The sequence below is a fragment of the Amycolatopsis alkalitolerans genome (assembly GCF_006152065.1).
GTDB lineage: Bacteria > Actinomycetota > Actinomycetes > Mycobacteriales > Pseudonocardiaceae > Amycolatopsis_E > Amycolatopsis_E alkalitolerans.
This window is the reverse complement of the sequence record NZ_VDFW01000004.1, coordinates 93,133-116,875: the sequence shown is the minus strand read 5'-3', so window position 1 is coordinate 116,875 and position 23,743 is coordinate 93,133. Positions and strand designations below refer to the sequence as shown.

Annotated in this window: 25 protein-coding genes; 11 read left to right on the top strand and 14 right to left on the bottom strand. The window is 69.4% G+C overall.

Annotated elements, in window-relative coordinates; genetic code table 11:
* Positions 1-3 precede the first annotated feature (3 nt).
* Positions 4-1,620 carry a 2,3-epoxybenzoyl-CoA dihydrolase gene (gene boxC / locus FG385_RS06440; RefSeq protein WP_139095681.1) on the bottom strand — a complete coding sequence of 539 codons (1,617 nt, stop codon included), beginning with the start codon at positions 1,618-1,620 and terminating at the stop codon, positions 4-6.
* 64 nt (positions 1,621-1,684) lie between these two features.
* On the bottom strand, positions 1,685-2,089 hold the full coding sequence (locus tag FG385_RS06435; protein ID WP_235022418.1) for a hypothetical protein: 405 nt from the start codon (positions 2,087-2,089) through the stop codon (positions 1,685-1,687).
* 71 nt (positions 2,090-2,160) lie between these two features.
* Here FG385_RS06435 and FG385_RS06430 point away from each other — a divergent pair, with 71 nt between their 5' ends.
* The 8 genes from FG385_RS06430 to FG385_RS06400 all read left to right on the top strand — a co-directional run bounded on the left by FG385_RS06430 (position 2,161) and on the right by FG385_RS06400 (position 10,965).
* Positions 2,161-2,574, top strand: a complete 414-nt coding sequence (locus FG385_RS06430) for a CoA-binding protein (protein WP_139095680.1) — start codon at positions 2,161-2,163, stop codon at positions 2,572-2,574.
* 59 nt (positions 2,575-2,633) lie between these two features.
* Positions 2,634-4,490 (top strand): glycosyltransferase family 39 protein, encoded by a 1,857-nt coding sequence (locus FG385_RS06425; RefSeq protein WP_139095679.1) that lies wholly within the window; start codon positions 2,634-2,636, stop codon positions 4,488-4,490.
* Positions 4,491-4,590: 100 nt separating this feature from the next.
* Positions 4,591-5,121: a hypothetical protein gene (locus FG385_RS06420; protein ID WP_139095678.1), complete on the top strand. Its 531-nt coding sequence runs from the start codon at positions 4,591-4,593 to the stop codon at positions 5,119-5,121.
* Positions 5,082-6,992, top strand: coding sequence for an arabinofuranosyltransferase (locus FG385_RS06415; protein ID WP_407645464.1), 1,911 nt, complete (start codon positions 5,082-5,084; stop codon positions 6,990-6,992). Before FG385_RS06420 ends, FG385_RS06415 begins: the two co-directional genes overlap by 40 nt.
* A 76-nt stretch (positions 6,993-7,068) precedes the next feature.
* The gene (locus tag FG385_RS34305) at positions 7,069-7,386 is read left to right on the top strand and encodes an FAD-dependent oxidoreductase (protein WP_200834353.1); all 318 of its coding nucleotides are present in this window, start codon (positions 7,069-7,071) and stop codon (positions 7,384-7,386) included.
* Positions 7,338-7,616 (top strand): FAD-dependent oxidoreductase, encoded by a 279-nt coding sequence (locus FG385_RS34300; protein ID WP_200834327.1) that lies wholly within the window; start codon positions 7,338-7,340, stop codon positions 7,614-7,616. The genes FG385_RS34305 and FG385_RS34300 overlap by 49 nt, the downstream gene beginning before the upstream one ends.
* Positions 7,617-7,770: 154 nt before the next feature.
* Entirely contained in the window at positions 7,771-9,906 is a 2,136-nt protein-coding gene (locus FG385_RS06405; RefSeq protein WP_139095675.1) for a glycogen debranching N-terminal domain-containing protein, read from the top strand.
* 30 nt (positions 9,907-9,936) lie between these two features.
* The gene (locus tag FG385_RS06400) at positions 9,937-10,965 is read left to right on the top strand and encodes a LacI family DNA-binding transcriptional regulator (RefSeq protein WP_200834326.1); all 1,029 of its coding nucleotides are present in this window, start codon (positions 9,937-9,939) and stop codon (positions 10,963-10,965) included.
* 10 nt (positions 10,966-10,975) lie between these two features.
* Here the strand turns inward: FG385_RS06400 and FG385_RS06395 are convergent, their stop codons facing one another.
* From FG385_RS06395 to FG385_RS06350, 10 genes are all read right to left on the bottom strand, one after another.
* Entirely contained in the window at positions 10,976-11,806 is an 831-nt protein-coding gene (locus tag FG385_RS06395) for a carbohydrate ABC transporter permease (RefSeq protein ID WP_139095673.1), read from the bottom strand.
* Entirely contained in the window at positions 11,803-12,810 is a 1,008-nt protein-coding gene (locus FG385_RS06390) for a carbohydrate ABC transporter permease (protein WP_235022417.1), read from the bottom strand. Before FG385_RS06390 ends, FG385_RS06395 begins: the two co-directional genes overlap by 4 nt.
* Before the next feature lie 67 nt (positions 12,811-12,877).
* A complete protein-coding gene (locus FG385_RS06385) occupies positions 12,878-14,179 on the bottom strand; it encodes an ABC transporter substrate-binding protein (RefSeq protein WP_139095672.1) in 1,302 nt (433 codons plus the stop codon).
* Between the two features lie 565 nt (positions 14,180-14,744).
* Positions 14,745-15,590: a formate/nitrite transporter family protein gene (locus FG385_RS06380; protein WP_139095671.1), complete on the bottom strand. Its 846-nt coding sequence runs from the start codon at positions 15,588-15,590 to the stop codon at positions 14,745-14,747.
* A 25-nt stretch (positions 15,591-15,615) separates the two neighbouring features.
* Positions 15,616-16,152: a flavin reductase family protein gene (locus tag FG385_RS06375; protein ID WP_139095670.1), complete on the bottom strand. Its 537-nt coding sequence runs from the start codon at positions 16,150-16,152 to the stop codon at positions 15,616-15,618.
* Complete coding sequence (locus FG385_RS06370; RefSeq protein ID WP_139095669.1) at positions 16,149-16,427, bottom strand: hypothetical protein; 279 nt, start codon at positions 16,425-16,427, stop codon at positions 16,149-16,151. Before FG385_RS06370 ends, FG385_RS06375 begins: the two co-directional genes overlap by 4 nt.
* Positions 16,424-17,056: an RNA polymerase sigma factor gene (locus tag FG385_RS06365; protein WP_200834325.1), complete on the bottom strand. Its 633-nt coding sequence runs from the start codon at positions 17,054-17,056 to the stop codon at positions 16,424-16,426. Before FG385_RS06365 ends, FG385_RS06370 begins: the two co-directional genes overlap by 4 nt.
* Positions 17,047-18,108 carry an acyl-CoA dehydrogenase family protein gene (locus FG385_RS06360; protein ID WP_139095668.1) on the bottom strand — a complete coding sequence of 354 codons (1,062 nt, stop codon included), beginning with the start codon at positions 18,106-18,108 and terminating at the stop codon, positions 17,047-17,049. Before FG385_RS06360 ends, FG385_RS06365 begins: the two co-directional genes overlap by 10 nt.
* A gap of 1 nt (position 18,109) precedes the next feature.
* Positions 18,110-18,580 carry a cyanase gene (gene cynS, locus FG385_RS06355; RefSeq protein WP_139095667.1) on the bottom strand — a complete coding sequence of 157 codons (471 nt, stop codon included), beginning with the start codon at positions 18,578-18,580 and terminating at the stop codon, positions 18,110-18,112.
* Between the two features lie 16 nt (positions 18,581-18,596).
* Positions 18,597-19,133, bottom strand: a complete 537-nt coding sequence (locus FG385_RS06350; protein WP_139095666.1) for an OsmC family protein — start codon at positions 19,131-19,133, stop codon at positions 18,597-18,599.
* Positions 19,134-19,365: 232 nt separating this feature from the next.
* On the opposite strand from FG385_RS06350, the gene FG385_RS06345 reads away from it, so the two are divergent.
* Positions 19,366-19,614: a hypothetical protein gene (locus FG385_RS06345; protein ID WP_139095665.1), complete on the top strand. Its 249-nt coding sequence runs from the start codon at positions 19,366-19,368 to the stop codon at positions 19,612-19,614.
* 391 nt (positions 19,615-20,005) lie between these two features.
* On the opposite strand, the gene FG385_RS06340 is transcribed toward FG385_RS06345, so the two are convergent.
* Positions 20,006-20,485 carry a MarR family winged helix-turn-helix transcriptional regulator gene (locus tag FG385_RS06340; protein WP_139095664.1) on the bottom strand — a complete coding sequence of 160 codons (480 nt, stop codon included), beginning with the start codon at positions 20,483-20,485 and terminating at the stop codon, positions 20,006-20,008.
* A 98-nt stretch (positions 20,486-20,583) separates the two neighbouring features.
* Between FG385_RS06340 and FG385_RS06335 the strand changes: the two genes are divergently transcribed.
* The gene (locus FG385_RS06335; protein ID WP_139095886.1) at positions 20,584-21,693 is read left to right on the top strand and encodes an epoxide hydrolase family protein; all 1,110 of its coding nucleotides are present in this window, start codon (positions 20,584-20,586) and stop codon (positions 21,691-21,693) included.
* 97 nt (positions 21,694-21,790) lie between these two features.
* Here FG385_RS06335 and FG385_RS06330 read toward each other — a convergent pair whose 3' ends face one another.
* Positions 21,791-22,444, bottom strand: coding sequence for a TetR/AcrR family transcriptional regulator (locus tag FG385_RS06330; RefSeq protein WP_139095663.1), 654 nt, complete (start codon positions 22,442-22,444; stop codon positions 21,791-21,793).
* A 122-nt stretch (positions 22,445-22,566) separates the two neighbouring features.
* Between FG385_RS06330 and FG385_RS06325 the strand changes: the two genes are divergently transcribed.
* Complete coding sequence (locus tag FG385_RS06325) at positions 22,567-23,484, top strand: NADP-dependent oxidoreductase (RefSeq protein ID WP_139095662.1); 918 nt, start codon at positions 22,567-22,569, stop codon at positions 23,482-23,484.
* The last annotated feature ends 259 nt before the right edge of the window (positions 23,485-23,743 follow it).

Genomic DNA, 23,743 nt, shown 5'->3' with positions numbered 1-23,743 from the left:
TGTTCACACCCGCTTGCGGTCGAAGGAAGCCTTCTGCCCGGTGCCGTAGCGGCGCAGCGCGCCCTCCGGCCCGGCGGCGTTCGGCCTGGTGAAGATCCAGTTCTGCCAGGCGGTCAACCGCCCGAAGATCTTGGTCTCGAGGGTTTCCGGGCCGACGAACCGGTGGTTGGCCTCCATCCCGGTCAGCGCGTCGGGGCTCAGCGCGGTGCGGCCCTCCAGCGCGATGCGGATCTCGTCCGCCCAGTCGATGTCGTCCGGCGCGTCGGTGACCAGACCCAGCTCGACCGCCTCCGCCGCCCCCAGCGAACGGTCGCGTTCCCGCTTCAACCAGTCCAGGTGGTCGCCGTCGCCGTAGAACCTGGATTCCAAACGCGACAGTCCATTCCCCATCGGGAAAGCGCCGAAGTTGGCCTCGGACAGCAGGATCGAAGCTCGCTCCTCGCTGTCCTCGTCGTCGATCGGAGGACCGTCCAACATGTACTGGCGGTCGCACGCCAGCGCCAGCTCCAGCAGCATCCCCGCGAAGCAACTGCCAGGCTCGATCAGCGCGATCAGGCTGCGGCTGGTGACGTCGAGCCGTTTGAGCGTGCGCTTGTAGTAGAGCGCCATCTCGTTCGACAGCCAGTCACCGCCGCCCAGCACGCGCTGTTCGTGCTCGAGCACCTCGGCCGGGTCACCCTCGGTGCGAATCACCCACGTGCCCAGCTCCGGCTCGTTCGTCCGCAAACGCAGAATCACGTCGTCGAGCTCGCGGGTCATCGCGAGGAACCAGCCGTCCTCGCCGGGCCCGCGGACGGTGATCTCGACGAGGCCGGCCGCCCGGTCCAGCCTCGCCGAGACGTTCGGATAGCGGATCTCGCCCTCGGTCTCGACCCGGTCGAGCGGCGTCAGCTTGATGCCCTTCGCGTCGGCGGGGCGGCTGCCGCGCGCGGCGATCTCGCGCGCCCGCGCGGCGACGACCTCCCGGAACTCCTGGCGCGGCACCAACTCGTCGACCAGCCGCCAGTCCACCGCGGTCTTGCCCTTGACCCCGTCCGGCCGGGTGGCGAACACGTCCGCCCGGTCCTTGCGGACGCGCCGCTTGTCGGTGACCCGCGTCAGCCCGCCCGTACCGGGCAGTACACCGAGCAGCGGCACCTCCGGCAGCGCGACGGTCGACGAGTTGTCGTCCACCAGCAGGATCTTCTCGCAGGCCAACGCGATCTCGTAGCCCCCGCCGGCGCAACTGCCGTTGACCGCAGCCAGATACACCTGCCCGGAGTGCTCCGTCGCGTCCTCGATCCCGTTGCGGGTCTCGTTGGTGAACTTGCAGAAGTTCACCTTCCACTCGTGCGAAGAACCGGCGAGCATGCGGATGTTGGCGCCCGCGCAGAACACCTTGTCCTTCGCGCTCGTCACGATCACCGCGCCGACCTCGGGATGTTCGAACCGCAAACGCTGCACGGCGTCGTACAGTTCGATATCGACACCGAGGTCGTAGGAGTTCAGCTTCAGCTCATACCCGGGAACGAGCCCGCCCTGCTCGTCGACGTCCAGCTCGAGCCAGGCCACCGGCGGCTCGACGCGCAGGTGCCAGTGACGGTAGGAACCCGGATCCCGGTCGAACGACACCTTCGTCATGGGACGATTCTCTACAGATACCTCTCGGTCGTCAATGTTCTGTAGACCGAAGGTGCGTGGTGACTCAGTCCGACGGGTCGATCGGGCGGATCGTCGCCTCCGGCAGCCGCCGGTCGACGGGCGGGCGGTTGCGGTAGTCCTCGACGGCCTGCTCCTCGCGCAGCCGGGTCAGCACCCCGATCGCGATACCGTGCGCCACCGCGACGATCAGCAGCAGCACACCCAGCCGCCCGACGACGCCGGGCAGCGAGCCACCGCCGGGGAAGCGCACGGTGGACAGCAACGCGAGCACACCCAGCACCGCCAGGTGGAACAGCACCACGACCAGCCTGGTCATCGAGGATTCGGCAGCGGGGTCACCCGCCGAATGCCGCAGGTACCGCTTGCCGCTGTGATAGATGATCTGACCGTCGATCACGACCGTCACGACCCCTACCACGAGGAAGGTCACATAGGCGTTCGTGTCCACGTCACCTGGCTACCCGCGCGCCAGGCAGTGAAACCCGGAATGCGCACCCGACCTGCGGGGTTGAACGCGGTATGGCTGACCTCGCCCAACGCGCCCTCGCCGCCGCGAACACGATCGCCGTCGTGGGACTGAGCCGGCATCCCGCCAAGGCCGCGCACTCCGTGCCGGCGAACCTGCAGGCCAACGGGTTCCGCATCATCCCGGTGCACCCGTCCGCGGACGAACTGCTGGGCGAGAAGGTGTACCGCTCGCTGAGCGACATCCCGGAGCCGGTGGACCTCGTCGACGTGTTCCGGCCCGCCCGCGAGGCGCCGGGCATCGCGCGCGAGGCCGTCGCGATCGGCGCGAAGACGCTCTGGCTCCAGCAGGGCATCGTCTCGCCGGAAGCACGCAGGATCGCGACCGAGGCGGGGCTGGACTACGTGGAAGATCAATGTACCGCGGTGGTACGAGCCCTGGGGCGGATAACTAAGCCCCAGGGTTGACCGGGAGTTCCCACCCGAGGGTTGACGATCGGCGGCGCTCGCTGCGGTTGAGTGGCCGCATGATCGTTCGCCGCCGGTGGGAACTCGCCGCCCTGCTCGCCGTCCTGACCGCTGCGGCACTGCTCTACGGCTGGGCGCTCGGTGGCCGCGTCGTCCAGCCGTACTACGCCGCGGCCGTACATTCGATGTCCCGGAGCACGGCGGCGTTCCTGTTCTCCGGCTTCGACCCCTCGGGCGTGGTCACGATCGACAAGCCGCCGCTGGCGTTCTGGGTGCAGGCGGTCGCCTCGTGGATCCTCGGCTACCACTGGTGGGTGATAGCGCTCGTCCAGGCGGCGGAAGGCGTCGCGGCGGTGTTCGTCCTGCACCGCGTCGTCCGCAGGTGGGCGGGCGAGACGACCGCGCTCCTGGCCGCGCTCATCCTGGCGTTGTCCCCGGTCACGACGGCGATCAACCGTGACGACATGCCCGACACGCTGCTGATCCTGATGCTGCTCCTGGCCGCCTATTGCGTCACGCGCGCCGCCGAAGAGGGCCGGGCGCGCTGGCTGCTGGCCGCCGGAGCCTTCGTGGGACTGGGTTTCCTCGCCAAGATGATCGTCGCGTGGGCCGTGCTTCCCGCACTGGCACTGGCCTATCTGCCCGCGCCGGTGCACCGCTGGCGCAAGCTCGGGCACCTCGCGCTCGGCGGTGTCACGACGCTCGCCGTCTCGCTGTGGTGGCCGCTGCTGGTGAGCCTGTGGCCGGGGGAGAAACCGTTCGTAGGCAGCACGACCGGCGGCTCGATCTGGCAACTCATCTTCGGCTACAACGGTTTCGGCCGGCTCGTCGGTGCCGACACCGGCCCGCAGAGCGCGTTCGGCGCGGCGATCGGCACCAACCTGGGTGGCCCGCCGGGGCCGTTGCGGTTGTTCGATCCGGTCGTCGGCGGCCAGATCGCGTGGTTCCTGCCGCTCGCGATCGGTTCCGCGATCTTCGCCGCGGTCCGCTATCGGCGCGGCATGCCAGGACAACGTAGCGGCTGGCTGTTGTGGGGCGGCTGGCTCGCCGTCTACGCGCTCGTCTTCTCTTTCACCGGCGGGATTTTCCACGCCTACTACACGGCGGCACTCGCACCCGCGGTCGCGGCGCTTTCCGCCGCCGGACTCGTCGCCGCCTGGCGGGAGCACCGCGCCTGGCTGCTCGGGGCGATCGCGGGCACCACCGCGCTTTCGTTCGTCCTGCTCGACCGCACCCCACAATGGTTGCCCTGGCTCAAGTTCGCGGTACTCGCACTCGGCGCGGTCGCGATGATCGCCGCTGTGCCACGCCGCCGTACCGTCGCGTTCGCCGGGTTCGCCGCGATCCTCGCCGGCCCCGCGGCCTACTCGATCTTCGCCGCGGCCACACCTTCCGACGTGCTCCTCGCCGCCGACCCGGTCGCCGGTCCCTCCACTTCGGACGGTTCAGCGGTCGCGAAGACGGTGCTGGGCGGTGCCGGAACCGCCTACGTCGCGTTCATGGACGCTGCCGGCCGGCTCACCGCCGGCCAGCGCGAAACCCTCAGCTACGCCGTCGCCCACGACGCCACGGCCCCGATCCAGCTCGCGATCGAGGGCGGCAGCTACGGCGCCGACCCGTTTCTGGTGCACACCGATGCCCGGGTCGCGCCGCTGGGCGGCTACCTCGGGCTCGATCCGGCGCCGACCGCGGCCCAGTTCGCGGGCTGGGTCCGCGACGGCCGCGTCCGGTTCGTCCTGCTGCCCGCGGTGTTCCTGCGCATGGGCGGCGGCGGCCGGTCGGGGATGATCGGGCAGGGGCCGCAACCGGCCATCGTCGAGCGGCTGGCGTGGATCACCCGCCACTGCTCGCACGTCCCGGCGGCGTGGATCGGCGCCGCCGCGGCGAGCGCGGGGGTGCTGTTCGACTGCCGGTGAAAAACGCCCCCACCGGTTCGGGGACTTTCGACCCTCTCCGCGGCTACCCGCTCTCCGGCAAAAATTGTGCGATGTCCCGCGGCACGAGAGGGGCAAGACCGTGACCGTGCAGAACGCCACACCGGCTCTGCTGGACCACTTCACTCCACATGTCGACTTCGGGCTCCGCGAGCAACTGCTGACGGGCACCAGACCCGGCGGCATCGGCGCGAAGCTGGACGAACTGCCCGCGGCGTTCCGCGCGCCGCTCGAAGTGCCCTCGCCGCTGCGCCCGCGCGAGTTCGCGCCGGGGTTCGACGAGATCCTCGCGCACGCGCCGTGGACCGTACTGGGCCGCCGGCCCGGCCGGGAGCTGGTGCTCGGCGCGGCGGGCCGGTTCTGGACCGCCTTCTCCGCCTGGGAGTCGATCGCCGCGCGGGAGTTCCCGGCGTTCTCGCGACCGCGGCGCGGTACGATCGCGATCGCTTTCGTCCACCAGCCCTACGACGAGGAGCAGGCCCTGCTGACCTTCGAGGCACGCGCGACCACGACCGACCCGGTCGGCTACCGCTGGGCCGGCTGGTACTGGCAGGCCGTCGAACCCACCGCGCGATCCGTGATCCGCCGGCTGCTGCGCTGGGTGGCGAGCTGATCCAGCAGGAGACCCGGCCGCGCCCCGCACCGCCGGGGGCCCGGCGCCGCCCGGGTGGCAGGTGGGCTGCGGAACTCGTCCTCGGCGCCTGCTTCGCGGCCGTGTTCAGCCTGCTGCTGCAGGTCGTGGCGGCGCGGCTGCACGTCACACCCGGCACTTTCGTCCCATTGGCGTTGATGGCGTTCGCGAGCACGGTGATCGTGGTCGTCGTGTTCGCGGTGCTGGCCTTCCGGCGCGGCGCGCGGTGGCCGTCGTGGCTCAAGATCGTCGGCGCGTGGACAGCGCTGTCGGGGCTCGCGACACTGATGATCGCGCTCCCGCTGCAGGGCACGCGCTACTACCTCTACGGCGCGTCCGTCGACAACCCGTTCCGCCTGCAGTTCATGGAGCGCATGACCGCGAGCCCGGGGCTGACGGACATGAACTATCACGGCCTGCCGAGCTACTACCCCGCGGGCTGGTTCTGGCTCGGCGGGCATTTCGCGAACGCGGTCCACCTCGAAGGCTGGGCCGCGTACAAGCAGTACTCGATCATGTGGCTCGCGATCGCCGCCGTGGTGGCGTTCACGCTCTGGAGCCTCGTGACGCGCCGGCGGCTGGCGCTGCTGGCGACCATCGCGACGATCTTCGCCGGGTTCATCTCGCAAGGTGTCGAGGAACCGTACTCGTGGGTTTCGGCGGCCTGGCTGCCGCCGATCGCCGTGTTCACCTGGACGATCCTGCGCCGTCGCGAGCCGGTCCGGTTCTGGCCGCTCGCGCTCGTCGGCGGTTACCTCGGCTTCGCCGCGATGACGTACACGCTGTACTTCTTCTTCGGTGTGCTCGTGGTCGTGGCGCTCGCGGTGGTGGTAGGCGTGCTCGACCGCACGTTCGCCGCGCTGGTGCGGCGGATCGCGGTGATCGCCGTCGTGTCGCTGCCGCTCATGCTGGTCACCTGGGGTCCGTTCCTGCTCGCGGGCGGCCTCGGCAAGCCCACTACCGCTGCCCACCACCTGCCGGCGAACTCGTCCTCGTTCCCGACGCCGTTCGTCCCGGGCAGCGTGTTCGGGCTGCTGTGCCTCGCCGGTCTGGTGTGGATCCTCGTGCGTTCGCGGCGGGACGCGATGGCGGCCGCGCTGGTCGTGCTCACCGCGGTGGTCTACGTCTGGTTCGCGCTGTCCACGCTCGCGCTCGCGGTGCATTCGACACTGCTCGCGTTCCGGGTGATCATTCCGCTGGACGTCACGCTCGCGACGGCCGGGGTGTTCGCCGCGGTCGAACTGGTGCGGTGGCTGCCCCGCAAGGTGCCGGCGGTGGCGCTGGTCGTCGCCTGCGCGACGGCTGTCGCGCTCGCGCAGATCAGCGTGACCGACGGAGTGAAGGACGGGCTCCGGCAAGCCGAGGCCGATGCCTACCCGACCGGGGTGAACGCGCGCGGCCAGCACGATCCGGACGACGACCGGGGCTGGGCCGATCAGCTGATCGCCACGATCAACCAACTGTCTGGACGGCGGCCGGCCGACGACATCGTCCTGTCCGCCAACGGTTATCTGCTTTCGTACCAGCCTTACTGGGGTTTCCAGCACACCAGCGCGCAGTACGCGAACCCGCTGGCCGACTACCGCGAGCGCAACGCCGAGATCCGCCACTGGGCGGCTTCTTCGAGCCCCCAGGAACTGCTCGCGCGGCTCGACGCGAACCCGCATACGCCGCCGAACGTGTTCGTCCTCCGCAATCACGACTCGACGCTGGTCATGGGCGTGGTGAGCGACGTCTTCCCCCGTACGCCCGACATCCGCGTCGACGACGTCACGTTCGACCCGAAGCTGTTCGGCTCGCCGGAGTTCACCCAGCGCGTCGTCGGGCCCTTCACGGTCATCGTGCGGCGATGAGGTACGACGTCGCCGTCGTCGGTCTGGGGCGTTCGGGTCCTGCTCGCTGTGGCGGCTGGCCTCTCGCGGGCTGAGCGTGATCGGTCTGGATCAGTTTCCGGCCGGGCAGCCGGTGACCACAGTGGACATCGACGAGCTGCGGTCGCGGTTTCCCCAGCACGCCGGCGTTCCCGACCACTACACCGGCTTGTGGGACCCGGGCGCCGGGGTGATCCGGCCCGAGGCCTCGGTGCTCGCCGCGCTCGACGCGGCCCGGCGCGCGGGCGCGGTCGTGGCGGACGGGGCGCGGGTCACGGCCGTCGAGGAGGGTTCCGCCGGAGTGCTGATCCACACGCTCGACCGAGGGTGGCGGCCGAAGACTGGGCAACTGCCGCCGCGCTGCCGGAGCAGGTGATACCCGGTCTGCGCCCGGAGCCGGTGAAGGCGCAGCCGTGCATGGTCACCGACACTCCGGATCACCAGTTCGTGCTGGGCCGCCGCCACCGCACCGTCGTGGCGGGCGGCTGTTCCGGGCACGGATTCAAGCACGCGAGCGCGATCGGGGAAGCCGTCGCCCGGACAGTCACGGGGGAGGGCTCGTTCGCGGAACTGGATTTCCTGGCCGCGGACCGGTTCACCGGCTGAGACCGCGTTGCATCACTAAGTGAACACCGTCGATCTCCTGGTGTGACAAGGGCAACGCGGCTTCACCGGCCTGAGCCGGGTCTTGTCAGCATCGTGAGCTGGTGGCTAATCTCAATTTGGAACGATCAAATTCACGAGAGGTGGCGCTGCTGTCTTGGACACCACGGTCGAGATCTTCGACGGCCCCGTCCCGCTGACGGAGAACCGGCCGCCCTTTCTCCACGACGCGGTCGTCACGCTGTGCGCGCCGAGCTTCGTGCTCTCGCGCGCGGGCGGGCAACTCGACGGTGGCGCGGACGGCTTCTATCACGGTGACAGCAGGGCGTTGTCCCGGCTGTCCGCGGTCGTGGAAGGCGCCGAACTGGCGCCCCTCGGCGCGGAGGTGATGGGCGCGGACCGGGCCGAGTTCCGGGCTGCCCTCCGCGGTCTCGGCGAGGTGACAACGGACACCGCGGTCGCCCTGCGACGCCGCCGCACGGTCTCGTCGGGGCGGCTGGAAGAGACGTTCGAGATCAGCAACGCGGGCACCCGGCACGTCCGTTTCCGGTTCTCGGTGGACGCGGGCACCGACCTGGCCTCGATGGAGCGGGTGAGAACCGGGCACGGCGAGGACGAGATGCCGGCGGAAGCCGCGGCGGGCGGGACGGCCTGGTCCCGCAACGGGTTCGCGGTACGCCTGGTCAGCGAGCCCGCGGCGGAAACCGTGGACGCGGCAGCCGGGCGGTTCTCGTACCAGGTCCGGTTGGCCCCCGGTCAGTCCTGGAGCGTCCTTCTGGTGTGCACGGCCGCACACGACGACGGCGATCAGTTCCCGGCCGCGCCCGCGGACCAGAAACCCTGGCGTACTCCCGTACTGCGTAGCGCGGACCGCCGGTTCGACTGCTGGCTGGCGCAGTCGGTCGCCGACCTCGACCGGCTGCGCCTGACGGACCCGCGCTCCGACGACCGGGGTCGCGCCGACCAGTTCCTGGCGGCCGGTGTCCCCTGGTACCTCACGCTCTTCGGCCGCGACGCGATCTGGGCAGCCCGCATGCTGTTGCCGCTGGGCACGGAACTGGCGGCCGGCACGCTGCGCACGCTCGCCCGGCGCCAAGGCGAAGTGGTCGATTCGACCGCCGAGGAGCAGCCGGGCAAGATCCTGCACGAAGTGCGGCGCGGCGCGCGGGAATACACCAGCACCCTCGCACTGCCGGCCGTGTACTACGGCACGGTGGACGCCACGCCCCTATGGATCACGCTGCTGCACGACGCGTGGCGCTGGGGTATGGCCGCCGACCAGGTCGAACAACTGCTGCCGCACGCGAACTCGGCGCTCGCCTGGATGCGCGACCACGGCGACACGGGCGACGGCTTCCTCCGTTACGTCGACCGGACCGGCCGCGGCCTCGCCAATCAGGGCTGGAAGGACTCCGTGGACGCCATCCGCCACCGGGACGGCCGCCTCGCCGACCCGCCGATCGCGCTGTGCGAGGTCCAGGCGTACGCGTACGAAGCGGCGCGGGGCGGGGCGGCTTTGCTGCGGGCATTCGGCCGGCCGGGAGCCGACGAGTGGGAGGAATGGGCCGACCGGCTGCGCACCAGCTTCCGGGCGCGGTTCTGGGTCGAGGACTCGTCGGGCGCGTACCCGGCGGTGGCACTGGACCGCGACGGCCGGCCCGTGGACTCGGTGACCTCGGGTTTCGGCCATCTGCTCGGCACGGGTCTGCTCGATCAGGAGGAGAGCGCCTTGCTGGCGGCCCGGCTGTCCGCGCCGGATCTCGACTCGGGCCACGGTCTGCGGACGCTGAGCAGCGATACCGCGGGCTTCAATCCCTACGGCTACCACATCGGTTCGATCTGGCCGCACGACACGGCGATCGCCGTGCACGGGCTCGTCCGCGCCGGGTTCCCCGATGCGGCAGCGGGCCTGGCGGCGGGCCTGCTCGACACTTCCGAGGCCTTCGACGCCCGGCTGCCCGAACTGTTCGCGGGCCACGGCACCACGGCGGGCAGGCGGCCCCCGCCCTACCCCACGTCCTGCCGGCCACAGGCGTGGGCGGCGACGGCGTCGATCCTGGTGCTCCAGGCGGCGCTGGGCCTCGAAGCGGACGTGCCCGGGGGCAAGGTGACGCTCGCGCCCACCTTCGCGCGCGAGTACGGCCCACTGACCGTAAGCGGGCTCCAGGTCGCCGGCGAAGAGCTGACGGTCACCATCGGGGCGGACGGCGTCACGAGCGCGGTCGCACCGGACGGCATAACCGTGATCGGCGCGGCCTCGCCGCGGACGAGTAGGCTCGACCAGCACGAATAGGGTCGAGCAGGAGCGCTGGGAGGAGCGGCCGTGACGAGGCCGGACCGCCGAATCACGCTGATCGACGTCGCGCGCGCGGCCGGGGTGTCCCGCCAGACGGTGTCCAATGCCATCAACGCGCCGGATCTGCTGCGTCCCGACACGCTGACCCATGTGCGTGCGGTGATCAGCCGGCTCGGTTACCAGCCCGACCGCGGCGCGAGGTCGTTGCGCACCAGGCAGTCCAGGCTGATCGGCTACTGCGTGCCGCCGCCGGACCCGGACCGGCTCGGCTGGGTGCTGGACGAGTTCCTGCACTCGGTGGCCGACGCGGCCCGGGGCGCGGATTACCACCTCGTCGTGTTCACCCCGGAAAGCGCGAGCGGGGAACTGGACACCTACGCCACGATGCTCCAGACAGGGTGCGCGGACGGCTTTCTGCTCACCGACATCGCCCGCCACGACCGACGTCCCGGCTGGCTGCAACGGCGCGGCGTGCCGTTCGTCTCGTACGGCAGGCTGTCGCCACGGGTCGGCAAGGCGTGGGTGGACGTGGACGGCGCCTCGGGTGTGGCGAAGGCCGTGGACCATCTGACCGGGCTGGGGCACCGGCGGATCGCGTTCCTCGGCTGGCCGGAGGGGCACCGGCTCGGCGACGACCGGGCCGGCGGCTGGCGCTCGGCGATGGCCGCGCACGGACTCGACGCCGGCGACCGCGAGTACACAGAGGACACGATCAGCGCGGCCGCCCGTGCCGCGGACCGGCTGCTGGATCTGCCGGACCGGCCCACCGCGGTGATCGCCGCGAGCGACAGCATGGCCGTCGGCACCTATCACGCGGCGCGGAACCGTGGCCTGGCCCCGGGCCGTGACCTGTCGGTCGTCGGTTTCGACGACACACCGAGCGCGGCGCTGGTGACCCCGGCGCTGACCACCGTGTCCCAGCCGTTGCGGGACGCGGCCCGGCTCCTCGTGGAGATGCTGGTGGCCCGCCTCGCCGGGGAGCCGCTGAAGCGGCGCGCGGTGCTGCTGGACCCCGTCCTGGTGGTCCGGGACAGCACCGTTTCCCCGCCCGGGTAAGGGGAACGGCCTATTTGACTCCGCCGGCGGTCAGGCCTGCGATGATGCGGCGCTGGAACAGCAGCACCATGACGACGAGCGGCACGGTCACGATGACGCCCGCGGCCATCTGCGTGCCGAACGGCTGGTCGAATCCGTACGCGCCGGTGAACCGGGAAATCGCGACCGTGGCGGTCTGCATGCTCCGGTCGTTCACCATGGACAGCGCGATGATGAACTCGTTCCAGGCCGCGATGAACGCGATGATCGCGGTAGTGAAGATACCGGGCGCGGCCAGCGGGACGATGACCTTCCAGAAGGCCTGTCCCCTGGTGCAGCCGTCGACCATGGCCGCCTGTTCCAGTTCCTTCGGCATCTGCCGGAAGAACGTGCTCAGGTTCCACACCGCCAGTGGCAGCACGAAGGAGAGGCTGGGCAGGATCATCGCCTGATACGTGTTGATCCAGCCGATGTTCGTGAACAGCTTGAGCAGCGGCACGATCAGCGAGATCCCGGGGAACATCGACGTCGCGATGATCACCGCGGCGGCCGCGGTCTTGAACCGGAACTCCAGCCTCGCCAGCGTGTAGGCGGCGAGGGTGCCGACCAGCAGGGTCAGCCCGGTCGTGGTCCCCGCGACCACGATGCTGTTCAGCAGCGACCGTCCAAAACCGACGTCCGGTTTGAACACCGCGGTGAAGTTGGCCACCGACCACGGATGCGGCAGCGGGGACAGGGAGAACTGATCGGTGGGACGGCGGAACGCGGACACCGCCATCCAGTAGAACGGTGCCAGGCAATAGACGACGATGACGGCCACACCGACATAGCGCAGCCGCCCGGCCCGCCGGACGGCGCTCATGCCGGCACCGCCTTTCCTCGCGCGGGCACGACCTTCCTCTTTTCCCGAGCCCGGACGGCGCGGGCCTCGCCGATCACGTCCGCGCCGAGCAGTTTGACGAACACGAACGCGACCACCACGACGTAAAGGAACAGCAGCGTCGCGTAGGCCGCGGCCGGTCCGAAGTGGAGGTTCGTGGCCTCGTCCCAAGCAAGCATGGACAGTGTCTCCGTGGAGTGCATCTGGTCGCCGATGAGCACGAAGGGCAGGTCGAACATGCGCAGCACGTCGAGGATGCGGAACAGGACGGCGACCAGCAACGCGGGTTTCACCAGCGGCAGCGTGATCCGCCAGAACTGCCGCCACGCTCCGGCGCCGTCCACCCGGGCCGCCTCGTACAGTTCGGTGGGGATGATCTGCAGCCCGGCCAGCACCAGCAGCCCGACGAACGGCGCGGTCTTCCAGGTGTCCGCGATGATCACCGCGAACTTGGCCTGCCAGCCTTCGGTGTCCCACAGCACCTGCTTGCCGACGATGGCGTTCACGACGCCGTCGCCCTGGAACATCCAGCGCCACAAGAGGGCCGACACCGCGGTGGGCACGGCCCAGGGCACCAGCACGCTGGCCCGGACCAGCCCGCGGCCACGCAGCGTGTGGTGCATGACCAGGGCCATCGCCATCCCGATGACCACCTCGATGGAGACGGTGACCACCGTGAAGAACGTCGTGTTGGCGAACGCGCCCCAGAACCGGTCGGCGTTGGCGCCGGCGAAGATCTCGGTGAAGTTGCGCAGGCCCACGAACTTGTCGCCGGAGATGACGAAGCCGTTCGCATCCAGTCCCTGGCCTTGCTGGTACAGCGAGTCACCCAGGGCGGCGAACAACGGATAGGCGATCACCAGTGCCAGCACGGCGAAGGTGGGGGAAAGCAGTAAAGCAGCGAGCCGGCCGGCTTCGCGCCGGCCGGTACTGCGGGCACGCGTGGGCGGCCGCGCCGGCAGGGCCGCGGTCTTCGTGGTCGTCAACGACTGTCTCCTCGGGGATCAGCGGACCGGCCGGGCACCACGGGGGCGTGCCCGGCCGGGAAACCGCTTACTTCTGCTGGGTGAGCTGCTGGAGTTTCTGCTGCAGCTCGCTCAGCGCCTGATCCGTGGACTTCTGCCCGGTCAAGGCGGCGTACACGGATTCCTGGATCGCCGAGGAAACGTCGCCGTAGCTGACCGCCTGCGGCCGCGGCTTCGCGGTCTCGATCGACTGCTGGAGCGTCGGCAGGTAGGGGAACTTCTTGGTCAGCGTCTGGTCGTTGTACAGCGCGGTCAGGGTCGGCGCCTCGGACGTGGCGAGGAGATTCGACCTCTCCGCATCGGCCGAAGTCAGGTACTTGATGAAATCGAGCGCCGTGGCCTTGTTCTTGGTGAACGCGGAGATCGCGAGGTTGTACCCGCCGAGGGTGGACACACCCTGGCCGGTGATACCGGGCAGCGGCGCGACGTCGAACTTGCCGGCGACCTGCGACGAACCCGCCTTGTTGCCCAGCGCCCAGCCGTACGGCCATTGCCGCTGGAAGACCAGCTTCCCGGCCTCGAACGCGCGGCGGCTGTCCTCCTCCTTGTAGGTGATCGCGTCCTTGGGAATCGAACCGCTCTTGAACGCCTGCACCAGGGTGTTCAGCGCGGTCTTCGCCTGCGGCGTGTCCACTGTGGGGTTGCCGTTGTCGTCGAAGACGCTGCCACCGGCCGAGTCGACGGCCTCGGAGAAGTTGACCGTCAGCCCCTCGTACTTGGCGTACTGCCCGGCGTAGCAGCCCATCCCGGCCGCCTGCGGCAGCGCCATCACCTTCTGGCAGTCGGCGAACATGTCCGCGAAGGTCTTCGGCGGCTGCTGAACACCGGCCTGCTGCAGCAGATCCTTCCGGTAGAAGAGCAGGCCGCCGTTGGACTTGAACGGCATCGCGTACAGGTTGCCCCGGTACTTTCCGGTCGCCACCGCGGACGGCAGGTAGTTCGGCAGGTTGAGCTGGTCCTGCGGTAGCTGGTCGATCCACCGGTGCGCGGCGAATTCCGCCGTCCAGGTCACGTCCATGTCCAGCACGCTGAACGCGTCCGATTTGATCTGCGCGTTCTGCACCATCTGCTGGAGCTGGTCATCGGCCGACTCCGGAAGCTCGACCACGCGCACGTTCTCGGTGGGATGCTGCGTGTTCCAGGTGTTGACGAGCTTGTCCAGGTTGCCCGAGGTGTCCTTGCCGGTGGCGAAGGTGATCGGACCGCGGCCGGTGAGCGCTCCGGTGGTGGCCGTACCGCTGCCGCTGCTCGCACCACCGCCGCATGCGGAGAGGAGGAGCGCGGTTGTCAGGGCGACCGCTCCACACGCCAGAGTTCCGCGACGGATCATCTATGTACTCCCTCCGGCCGCCCGGCTGGGCGGCCTCTTTCCGACTGCCATCTACCGCACTGTTCCCGCGCCGACTGGACCCGCCATGAACGGCCTGGGAGAGGGAGCCATCGAGGCCGCGCATTGTCGCCTGACCAAAGCCCTCCGCCTCCTTGCGAATGGGTGACCCGGGGGTCATGGGCCGAATATGAACGTTCAAAACCGATCAGGGCTATGAACGTTCCAACCGAGCGGGCATAGGTTCCGCCGCGCGATGGTCGTTGTCAAGTCCCCAGCACATCCCCGGCGACCAGAATTCGGATTTATGGCACAGTTACGACGTTTTCCCGACAATCCGATTAGGACTTATACTGGCGTTGATGATTTTTCGTGCGTATCAGTGAAAAGCCGCTATTCGGACGCAGCGGGAGTGCCGGGATCGTGCCGACCGACCCGCGCGTGCCCGATCCGCGGCCGGCGCTCAGTCTCGGCAACGGCGAGATGATCTTCCGGGGCCTGATGGCGACCGACTACGGCCGGTTCACGGCGGCCACCGGGGGCTGCTCCACGCGCGGGCAGGCTTGGTTCACCGGACCCGCTGCTGCAGCCAGGCGATGGCCTGGAACGGCAGGGCCACGAACAGCGCGCCGCCGACGAGATTCCCGACCGTGGTGACACACAGGTTCGCCGCCAGCGCTCCCCAGGTGACGGCGCCCGGATCGGTGTCGTGGAAGACCGACAGCAGGAGCGGCAGCCCGAGGAAACCCACGTTGGCGATCACGTGTTGCGTCCCGGCGATGACGAATCCGAAGGGACCGTAGAAGGCGAAGCCCATGCGCGCGACATCGCTGCGCGCCTTGAAATACAGGCACATCGAGGTCTGCAGGAACCAGGTGCACAGCACCGCGAGCAGCACCGCCGTCCAGAACGGCTGGGTGGCCTTCGCCGCGCCGACAGCGGCGGCGTGTGCGGCGAAGGCGCCGAGGTACGGGCCTCCGGCCGCGGCGCAGACCGCGGTGAACACGAGCGCTCCCACGACGTTGCCGAGGAAACCGAGCACGAGCAGCCTCAGGTAGCTGCCCGCGCTCATCCGGCGTTGCAGTACCGCGAGCGCCCCGGCGGCCATGTCCGCGGTGATCAGCGACATGCCTGAGACGAGGATGAGCACGAAGGACATCCCGAAGGCCAGCCCCATCAGCAGGGCGGCGACGCCAGGTGTACGCACCCCGGTGCTCACGACCAGCGACAGCAGCACACCGAAGGCGACCATCGCGCCGGCCACCAGCGACCGCACGAAGAACGCGCCGGGCTGGGCGGCCTTCTCGATCGCCACGTCGGCGATCCGGCGCACCATGTCGCCGACGCTGAACGGCTCGAACGGATCGGACAGGATCTCCTCCGGCAGGGGCGGAGACAGGACGGACTGGGACATCGTCGAGGTCCTTCCGGGAATGGGATCAGGTGTCGATAGCGGCGGTGGCGGTCGTCCAGTCGTACATCCGCCCGGAGTGGTACAGCAGCGGTTTCCGGTCGCTGCGCCGCACTTCGCGGACCCGGATCAGCAGAATCACGTGATCACCGGCGTCGTAGATGCGGTCCACGGTGCCGCCGGCCCAGGCCGCGGTCCGGTCGAGGACCGGCGCGCCCCCGGCCTCGAACCCGAACGCGACACCGGCGAACCGGTCCTCGTGCCGGCCCGCGAAACGCCGGGCGAGGCCGGCCTGATCGCAGGCGAGCACGTTCACCACGACCGGCCGCCCGATCCGGTAGGCGGGCAGGCACCCGGCGGACCGGGACACGCATTGGAGCAGCAGCGGCGGGTCGATCGACACCGAGGCGAACGAGCTGATGGTCATCCCCACCGGGTGTTCGCCCGCGCAGGTGGTCAACACCGTGACTCCGGACGGGAAAGCGCCCATCACGTGCCGCATCGAAGCGTCGTCGACAGGATCGCCGATGGTGTGTTGCGCGGCCAGGACGGAGATTCCACTCATCGGCCGAGGTCCTTCCTGATGGCGTGGATCGCGGTCAGGACGCTCCGGACGTGCTCGTCGCTGAGCTTCTCCGCGTCGTACGCCTGTCCGAGCAGCACGCGCAGGTCGTGCATCTGCTCCAGATAGACCTGGCACGGCGGGCAGTCCCGCAGGTGACGGCGCACGATCGCGCCCCACTGGTGCGGATCGGAGTCGACGAGGTCGTCGACCATCAGCACGAAATCGGCGCAGTCCAGCGGCGGGGCCGCGGCCAGGTCGTGATCTTGCTCAATCATCGGATGTAGCGCCTCTCCAATTCGGCGCGGAGGTTTCCGCGAGCGCGGTAGAGCAGAGCCCGCTGGGCCTGGCCGGAGATCGCGAGCACCTCGGCGACCTCGTCGGCGGACATGCCGATGAGATCGCGAAGGATCACCAGCCGGCGCTGCCGCGGCGGCAGCGCCTCCAGCGCGGCGTGCAGGTGCTCGGTCAGCTCGCGCGCGATCGTTCCGTCCTCGGGCAGGAACCGTTTGGACGGCGGGTCGCGCCAGTGCCCGGCCTCCGGATGCCCCGCGGGATGGATCCGGCCGGCCAACGGGTCGGTGTCGTCGTCCGGCAGCAGCTCGTGCGCGCGGATCCGGGACTCTCGCTGCCGGTGCCGGGACGCGGTGCGCTTGACGATGCCGAACAGCCAGGTCGCCACCGACGAGCGGCCCTCGAACGAATCGCCGGCCTGCAGGACCTGCACCCACGCTTCCTGCGCCGCCTCCTCGGCCGCGGCCGGGGAGGCGACCAGCGTGCGGGCGAAGCTGACCATCTGCGGGTGGAAGTCGCGTACCAGGTCGGCCAGCGGGACGCCGCCGACCTGATGCGCGGTCTCCGTTCCGGGAGCCGGCCCCGTCCCCGCCCGGCCGCTGGTCACGGGCACGCCGCGAGCTCCCAGCGCAGCTGGGCCTCGGACGGTGACTGGACGGGGATGAACGCCGCCTCCCGGTAGCGGCGGCTGGCCGGGGTGTTGCTGGCGTAGCCCTTGCCGCCCGCCGTCCGGATCTCCAGCGCGGTGCTGGCCGTGGCCAGTTCGGCCGCGGTGAGGCGCAGCGACAGCAGCGTCTTCTTGGTGGGCGGTTCGTTCCCGCCGACCGCCGCCGCCAGGCTCGCCAGTGTCGTCTCGGCGAGCGCGAGTTTCCCGGCCACCACGTCCACCTCGGCGCTGAACACCGAGTTGATCCCGGTGAGCCCGGTGCGGGCCTGCTCGATGCCGGTCCGGGCCAGGCCAAGGCACATCGCCGACTGCAGCACCAGGAACGTGGGGCGGACCGCGGCGAGGAATCCGTCGAAATCCGCGGACAGCACCTGCTCGGCCGGGACACGCACCTCGTCGAGCCGCAGGTACGACGAGGCCGTGCTGCCCATCGCGAGCAGGTCGAAGTGATCGCCCACGGTCACGCCCGGAGCGTTCAGCGGCAACGCGACCACCAGCTTCTCGCCGCCGCCGGTGCGGACGGCGGTGACCATCATCGAATCCGGGTGCAGGTTGCTCGCCCACCGGATCGGCCCGGAAACCACATACCCGCCGCCGGCCTCCGCCGCGGTCAGTTCGAGGCTGCCGCATCCGGCGGCGTCCTTGAACGCGGTGGCCATCGCGGAAACGCCGAGCGATTCGCCGTCCAGCAGGGGCCGCACCGTCTCGGTGGCGAACGGGGTGCCGGCGGTGCGCAGGAACTCCACCACCATCCGATCTGCCCACAGCGAAAACCCGGTGCTCATACAGACTCCGGAGATCTCGCGGACGATCTCCGCCATCTCGGGCAGCCGCCCGTCGGCATTGGCCGGGGCGCCGAGGCCGAGCAGGCCCGCCGCCCCCAGCGCCCGGAAGCCGCGCCGCGAACTCGCGGTGCCGCGGTCGAGGTCGCCGGCGTGGGCGCCGAGGTCGGCCAGCAGGCCGGCGTCGATCCCCGGGGAACTGATGGTCTGTGTCATCTCAGCCCTCCTGCGCCGCGTGCTTCCACGCGTAGTCGAGGAACTTCCCGTCGAAGACGACGACCACGCGGTCGCCGCCGGGGTCGGTGCGCCGCTGCACGCTCACCTGGAAATTGATGGCGCTCATGATTCCGTCGCCGAACTCCTCGTGGATCAATTCCTTGATCGCGGATCCGTAGACCTCGAGCGCTTCGTGGAATCGGTAGATCGTCGGGTCGGAGCGGACGGATTCCCCATTTCCACGATAGGGTTCCATCTGCAGTACGACAACGGCCTCGGCGTCCAGTTCGAGCAGTTCGGCGATAACGGCCACTTCGGATTCCGGCACCGGGTGCTGGCCCAGCAGCGCGGCCACCGTCCACACCGGATCGCGGTGGATCGCCTCGGCCAGCTGCTGCCAGCTGATCCCCTTGCGGGCGCGGGTGAACCGGATCTGCTCGGCGACGTCCTGTTTGGTCAGTGGCTTGTGCATTCCGCGGCTCCCCGGGTCAGCTGCCGACGACCAGCGACGACTCCACCGCGGCCGGCCGCCGGAAGGTGTTGACCACGGGCGACCATTTGATCGCGTTGTCGTGGATCTCCCGAAGCGTCGCGTCGTCGGCGTCGCCCGCGAGAGTCACCGTGCAGCGCACGTCGGTGAAACCCGGCACCTTGTCGTCCGGGACGTCGCCGACACCCCACACCGCGGAGATGTCGATGTCACCCTCCATTTGGACCTCGATCTTGGTGAGCGTGACGCCGCGGTGGGTGGCGTTGGCCAGCATGCCGACCGAGATGCAGGACCCCAGCGCCGCCAGCGCGGTCTCCGACGGGTTCGGCGCGGCGTCGTCGCCCAGCAACGCCGGCGGTTCGCCGACCAGCATCGGCGCCAGGTCACGCACGTAGGTCATGTTGCGGAATCCGGTCTCGCACACCGTCGTGGCCTTGAGAACCTTCTTGCCCGCGCTCGGGTCGTCCTTGGCGGTACAGGAGAGCCTGTCCAGGCCCGCGGCGTCGATTTTCAGCGCGTTCTCGACGGTGGTCATGAACTCCTCGATTCCAGAAGCAGTCGCCGGATAGTGACGTGGCCTTAGTGCACATCGATAGGCGACCGTGACGCCCTTTCGCGAAGAATCTCGCTGGGCCCGCGATGTTTTACCTGCCCGACACATAGCGCCGTGCGAAGTTCGCGGAACGTAACGATTCCCCGGCGCCGGACGAAATCTCCTGCTGTTTGCCAATGCCAGCATCTCAGCCTGGCAGCGCTAGGATCGAAGGATGCGCCTGACGAAGTGGCTTGGCGGTGTTGGGGGTGCGGTGTGGATCGGCTCCTGGTACCTGATGTACCTGGAGATCACACGTTGGCACCACGTCAAGCCGTCACTGGCGTTCAATTCGGACATAGCCCCCGACGCCCATCCTGGGCAGGCGTTGCTCCTGCTGTATGCCGCCTGCGTCGCGGCGCCGTTGGTGGTTCTCGCCACCTCGGTGAACGGCATCGTCCACGTCCGGCGACGTCACCGGTAGGCGCCAGCACTTCGAACCGCCGGGGCGCACCGGGCGCCAAAGGCTTAGGGTCCGCGGTGGATGACCTTGTGGGTGTTGAGGCTGGGGTACCACTGCCAGACCTTGTGATCTGTTGACCGTTGTGATCTCATCCCGAGCCATCGAAGTCGGTGATCTCGGGAGTGAGCATGGATGTGGAACCGCGATCCGGACGGAACCGTGCGCCAACTCGCCGGCCGGCACCCCGCCACGTATCTCGGCATGCCCGGTTTTCGCATTTCGGTTGGCCGCGTTTCACCAGAGCTCGAACATGACGTGCCTGTGCGGTGTCGAGACTGACCGGTATCGGGTGTGGTCAGCTACAGCAATCGTGGCGCGGCTGTGCCGATTCGCTATCAGGGCGTGTTGCCAGTCAGCGCCACGGCTCTTCGGGGATGCCGGTTCTCCGGTTGTGGTGGTCCAGCAGCTTGGACAGCAGCTCGGTGAGGCGCTGTCGTTCCTCGGGTGAGAGCGGCGCCAGCAGTTCGTCCTGGGTTTCGGCCAGCCGCTTCTCCAGTCGCCGTAGCTGCCGCTTGCCTGCGGTGGTCAGCGAGATGATGTTGCGCCGCCGATCGGAGGGGTCCTGGGCGCGCTCGACCAGTTCGCGCTCGGCGAGCTCGTTGATCGCAGCGACCATGTCGCTGAGGTGGATGCCGCTACGGCGGCCCAGCGCGGCCTGGCTGGCCGGTCCGAACTCGTCCAACGTCGCCAGCAGGCGGTAGTGGTAGCCGCGGGCGCCGACGGACGAGAACCCGTCGGTCACCAGGCGGTGCGCGTGGCCTGCGGTCTGGGTGAGCAGCCAGCTGGGCAGGCCCTCCCACCTGGCGGGCGCCTGCGCGGCCGGGTTCTCCATGTGGCAAGCCTAACAAATCGTTGGGTACACTAACGATCGTGCTATCGTTTGTACGATAAACGTTTAGACGCCGAATGAACAACGTTGGAGCCGAGGCCATGATCACGCCGTTCCACATCGACATCCCCCAGGCCGACCTCGACGACCTGGCCGACCGGCTCTCCCGCACCCGGTGGCCCAACGAGGTCGCCGACGCGGGGTGGGACTACGGCTTCCCGCTGGCGCGCCTGGCGGAACTGGCCGAGTACTGGCGCGCCGGCTACGACTGGCGCGCGCACGAGGCCAGGCTCAACGAGTTACCGCACTTCACCACCGAGATCGAGGGCCAGAACATCCACTTCGTCCACGTCCGGTCTGCGAATCCGGACGCGCTCGCGCTGATCCTCACCCACGGCTGGCCCGGCTCGTTCCTGGAGTTCCTCGACATGATCGAGCCGCTGTCGCGCGAGTTCCACCTGGTGATCCCGTCCATCCCGGGGTACGGCTTCTCCGGGCAGACCCACGAGCGCGGTTGGGATGCCGTGCGGATCGCGCGGGCCTGGGCCGAGCTGATGCGCCGCCTCGGGTACGAGCGCTACGGCGCGCAGGGCGGCGACTTCGGCGCGGGCATCTCACTGGCACTCGGCGCGGTGGCTCCCGAGCAGGTCGTCGGGGTGCACGTCAACTACCTGCCGACCCGGCCGGACCCGGACGCCGGCATCGAACTGTCCGAAACGGACGAAGCCCGGCTGGACAAGGTCAGGCAGCTGGTGGCGAATCGTCCGCCATACCAGGCGCTGCAGGCCCTCACCCCGCAGACCATCGGCTACGCGCTGACCGACTCGCCGGTCGGCCAGCTGGTCTGGATCGCCGAACGCTTCGCACAGTGGACCGACCCGCGCACCCAGATCAGCGACGATCGGATGCTCACCGACATCTCGCTGTACTGGCTGACCGCCACCGCGGCCTCCTCGGCGCGGCTGCACCACGACGCTCCCCGCGGGCCGGGCGTGCCATGCCCGGTACCGGTTGGCGTGGCGGTGCTCCCGCACGACATCACACAGCCGGTACGACCACTGGCCGAGCGGATCTACGACATCAGGCACTGGTCGGAGTTCGAACGCGGCGGCCACTTCGCCGCGATGGAGGTACCCGAGCTACTCGCCGAGGACGTCCGAGACTTCTTCCTGACCCACATCAAGCACGGCGACCGGGCCGCCACCAGCTAATTGCGTAACTGCCGTAGCCGGACAACTCGACTTGACCCCACCGCTCCTGAATATGCCGGCGACGCTGGTGCCGCTGTCGGGGTCGTGTTCGCCGCAACTACCGGTCTTCGAGTCCGTCGGCTGCCGGGAGCATCGCGAACGTCTGCACGTGGTCGATGGCTGCGCGCAGGGCGTCTTTCAGCGGGGCGATGTCGCGGGCGATCTGGGCGAGGAGCATGCCGCCCTGGAAGGCGGAGAGCAGGAGATAGGCCAGCCGGGTGGGATCGGCCTCGGCGCTGATGCGGCCGAGCGTCTGCATCCGTTCGAGTCCGTCTCGGAAGATGTCTCTCCACTGCTCGAACGCGGTCGCGAGTTCCGTGCGAACGTCGAGGTCGGTCTTGATGATCTCGCTGGCGAGCGAGCCGAGGCTGCAGCCTTCCTGGTAGGAGTGCTCGTAGGCGATGTAGAAGCCCGCCCATTCCCGCAACGCGTCGAGGCTGTCGAAGTGGCTGAATCGCTCACTGCGATGGAACGTGAGGACACGCTCCGCCTGCCACGCGATGACCGCGAGGACAAGGCTCTCCTTGGTCGGGAAGTAGTGGTTGAGCTGTGAGCCGCTGATGCCTGCTGCGCGACGGAGCTGCTCGTTGTTCGTCGCGTGGACGCCCTTGGTGTAGATGAGCTCCGCGGCGTGCTCGAGGATGCGGGCCCGGGTCGCCTGCCCCTTGCCCGTGAGCTTCTGCGGCACCCGAGCGTCCGTGGTGGCTTCCATGCGCCACACGATACCCCAGATTGGGCTTGACAGCCCACTTCGGTCGGTGTTCACTGTGTTAGTGGGCTAGACAGCCCAAAAAACCTCGCCAGGGCGCGAGCACGAGACATACGGAGGCACCCATGAAGGCAATCGTCGCGACGGATCAGGCAGCGGAAGCAGCCGGGATCACACTCGCGGAGCGACCCGAGCCGACGCCGGCGATCAACGACGTCGTCGTTGATGTCCATGCGTCGGGCTTCGTCCCCGCAGAATGGGAGTGGCCCTCGACGTGGGTCGATCGCTCCGGTCACGATCGAGCCCCGGCGATCATCGGCCACGAGTTCGCCGGAGTGGTCTCCGCCCTCGGCTACGGCACGACGGGACTCTCGCTGGGGCAGCGAGTGTTCGGGATCACGGACTGGCACCGCGATGGAACCCTGGCCGGGTACACGGCCGTGGAGGCCCGCAACCTTGCGCCGCTGCCGGGGAGCGTCGACTTCACGGTGGGTGCGAGCCTGCCGATCTCCGGCCTGACCGCGTGGCAGGGCCTGTTCCAGCACGGCGGGCTTCACGCGGGGCAGAGCGTCCTCGCGCACGGCGCCGCCGGCGCGGTCGGGTCCGTGGTGACGCAGCTCGCCCGGGAGTTCGGCGCCTACGTCATCGGCACCGGGCGAGCGGCGGACCGCCAAGCGGCCCTCGACTTCGGCGCGCACGAGTTCCTCGACCTCGACCACGAGGATCTCGACGACATCGGCAGGGTCGACCTCGTCTTCGACGTCATCGGCGGTGACATCCAACGGCGCTCGGCGAGCATCATCCGGCCTGGCGGAACGCTGGTGTCGGTGGTCGGGCCCGCCGAGGCGCGCCCCACCGACGGCCTCGCGATCGACTTCGTCGTCGAGTCCGTGCCAAGCCAGTTGGCGCAGATCGTCGACCGCGTGCGGGACGGGCGCCTTCGCACACACATCGGAACCATCACCACCCTCGACCACGCCGTCCCCGCGCTCAACCCAACCGAGCGACGCAAAGGCAAGACCGTCGTCCGCGTGCGCCCCTGACCGCACTGAAACAGACCAATAGTGCCGTCATGCCACCGGCTCCCGCTTCCCGGCCAGGTGGAGCGAAGTTGGGCGGGTTCGGCCGCCGACGCGTCCACCCCGAGCCACCGGTGACGAGGAAGCGACGCGCGCGTGGGCGCGGATCCGCACGCCAGGTCCAGCACAACGCCCACGGTGGTGCGCAGCGGCCGCACCAGCCACGCGTACGGCTGCTCTCCGCGCCGATCCAGTGCCTTCCCGAGGACGAGTTCGGTGATCC

Bases quoted from the DNA above. Each gene is read 5' to 3' on its own strand.
- boxC (WP_139095681.1), bottom strand. From the start codon at position 1,620: ATGACGAAGGTGTCGTTCGACCGGGATCCGGGTTCCTACCGTCACTGG.
- FG385_RS06430 (WP_139095680.1), top strand. From the start codon at position 2,161: ATGGCTGACCTCGCCCAACGCGCCCTCGCCGCCGCGAACACGATCGCC.
- FG385_RS06425 (WP_139095679.1), top strand. From the start codon at position 2,634: ATGATCGTTCGCCGCCGGTGGGAACTCGCCGCCCTGCTCGCCGTCCTG.
- FG385_RS06395 (WP_139095673.1), bottom strand. From the start codon at position 11,806: ATGAGCGCCGTCCGGCGGGCCGGGCGGCTGCGCTATGTCGGTGTGGCC.
- FG385_RS06385 (WP_139095672.1), bottom strand. From the start codon at position 14,179: ATGATCCGTCGCGGAACTCTGGCGTGTGGAGCGGTCGCCCTGACAACC.
- FG385_RS06380 (WP_139095671.1), bottom strand. From the start codon at position 15,590: ATGTCCCAGTCCGTCCTGTCTCCGCCCCTGCCGGAGGAGATCCTGTCC.
- FG385_RS06375 (WP_139095670.1), bottom strand. From the start codon at position 16,152: ATGAGTGGAATCTCCGTCCTGGCCGCGCAACACACCATCGGCGATCCT.
- FG385_RS06370 (WP_139095669.1), bottom strand. From the start codon at position 16,427: ATGATTGAGCAAGATCACGACCTGGCCGCGGCCCCGCCGCTGGACTGC.
- FG385_RS06360 (WP_139095668.1), bottom strand. From the start codon at position 18,108: ATGACACAGACCATCAGTTCCCCGGGGATCGACGCCGGCCTGCTGGCC.
- cynS (WP_139095667.1), bottom strand. From the start codon at position 18,580: ATGCACAAGCCACTGACCAAACAGGACGTCGCCGAGCAGATCCGGTTC.
- FG385_RS06350 (WP_139095666.1), bottom strand. From the start codon at position 19,133: ATGACCACCGTCGAGAACGCGCTGAAAATCGACGCCGCGGGCCTGGAC.
- FG385_RS06345 (WP_139095665.1), top strand. From the start codon at position 19,366: ATGCGCCTGACGAAGTGGCTTGGCGGTGTTGGGGGTGCGGTGTGGATC.
- FG385_RS06340 (WP_139095664.1), bottom strand. From the start codon at position 20,485: ATGGAGAACCCGGCCGCGCAGGCGCCCGCCAGGTGGGAGGGCCTGCCC.
- FG385_RS06335 (WP_139095886.1), top strand. From the start codon at position 20,584: ATGATCACGCCGTTCCACATCGACATCCCCCAGGCCGACCTCGACGAC.
- FG385_RS06330 (WP_139095663.1), bottom strand. From the start codon at position 22,444: ATGGAAGCCACCACGGACGCTCGGGTGCCGCAGAAGCTCACGGGCAAG.
- FG385_RS06325 (WP_139095662.1), top strand. From the start codon at position 22,567: ATGAAGGCAATCGTCGCGACGGATCAGGCAGCGGAAGCAGCCGGGATC.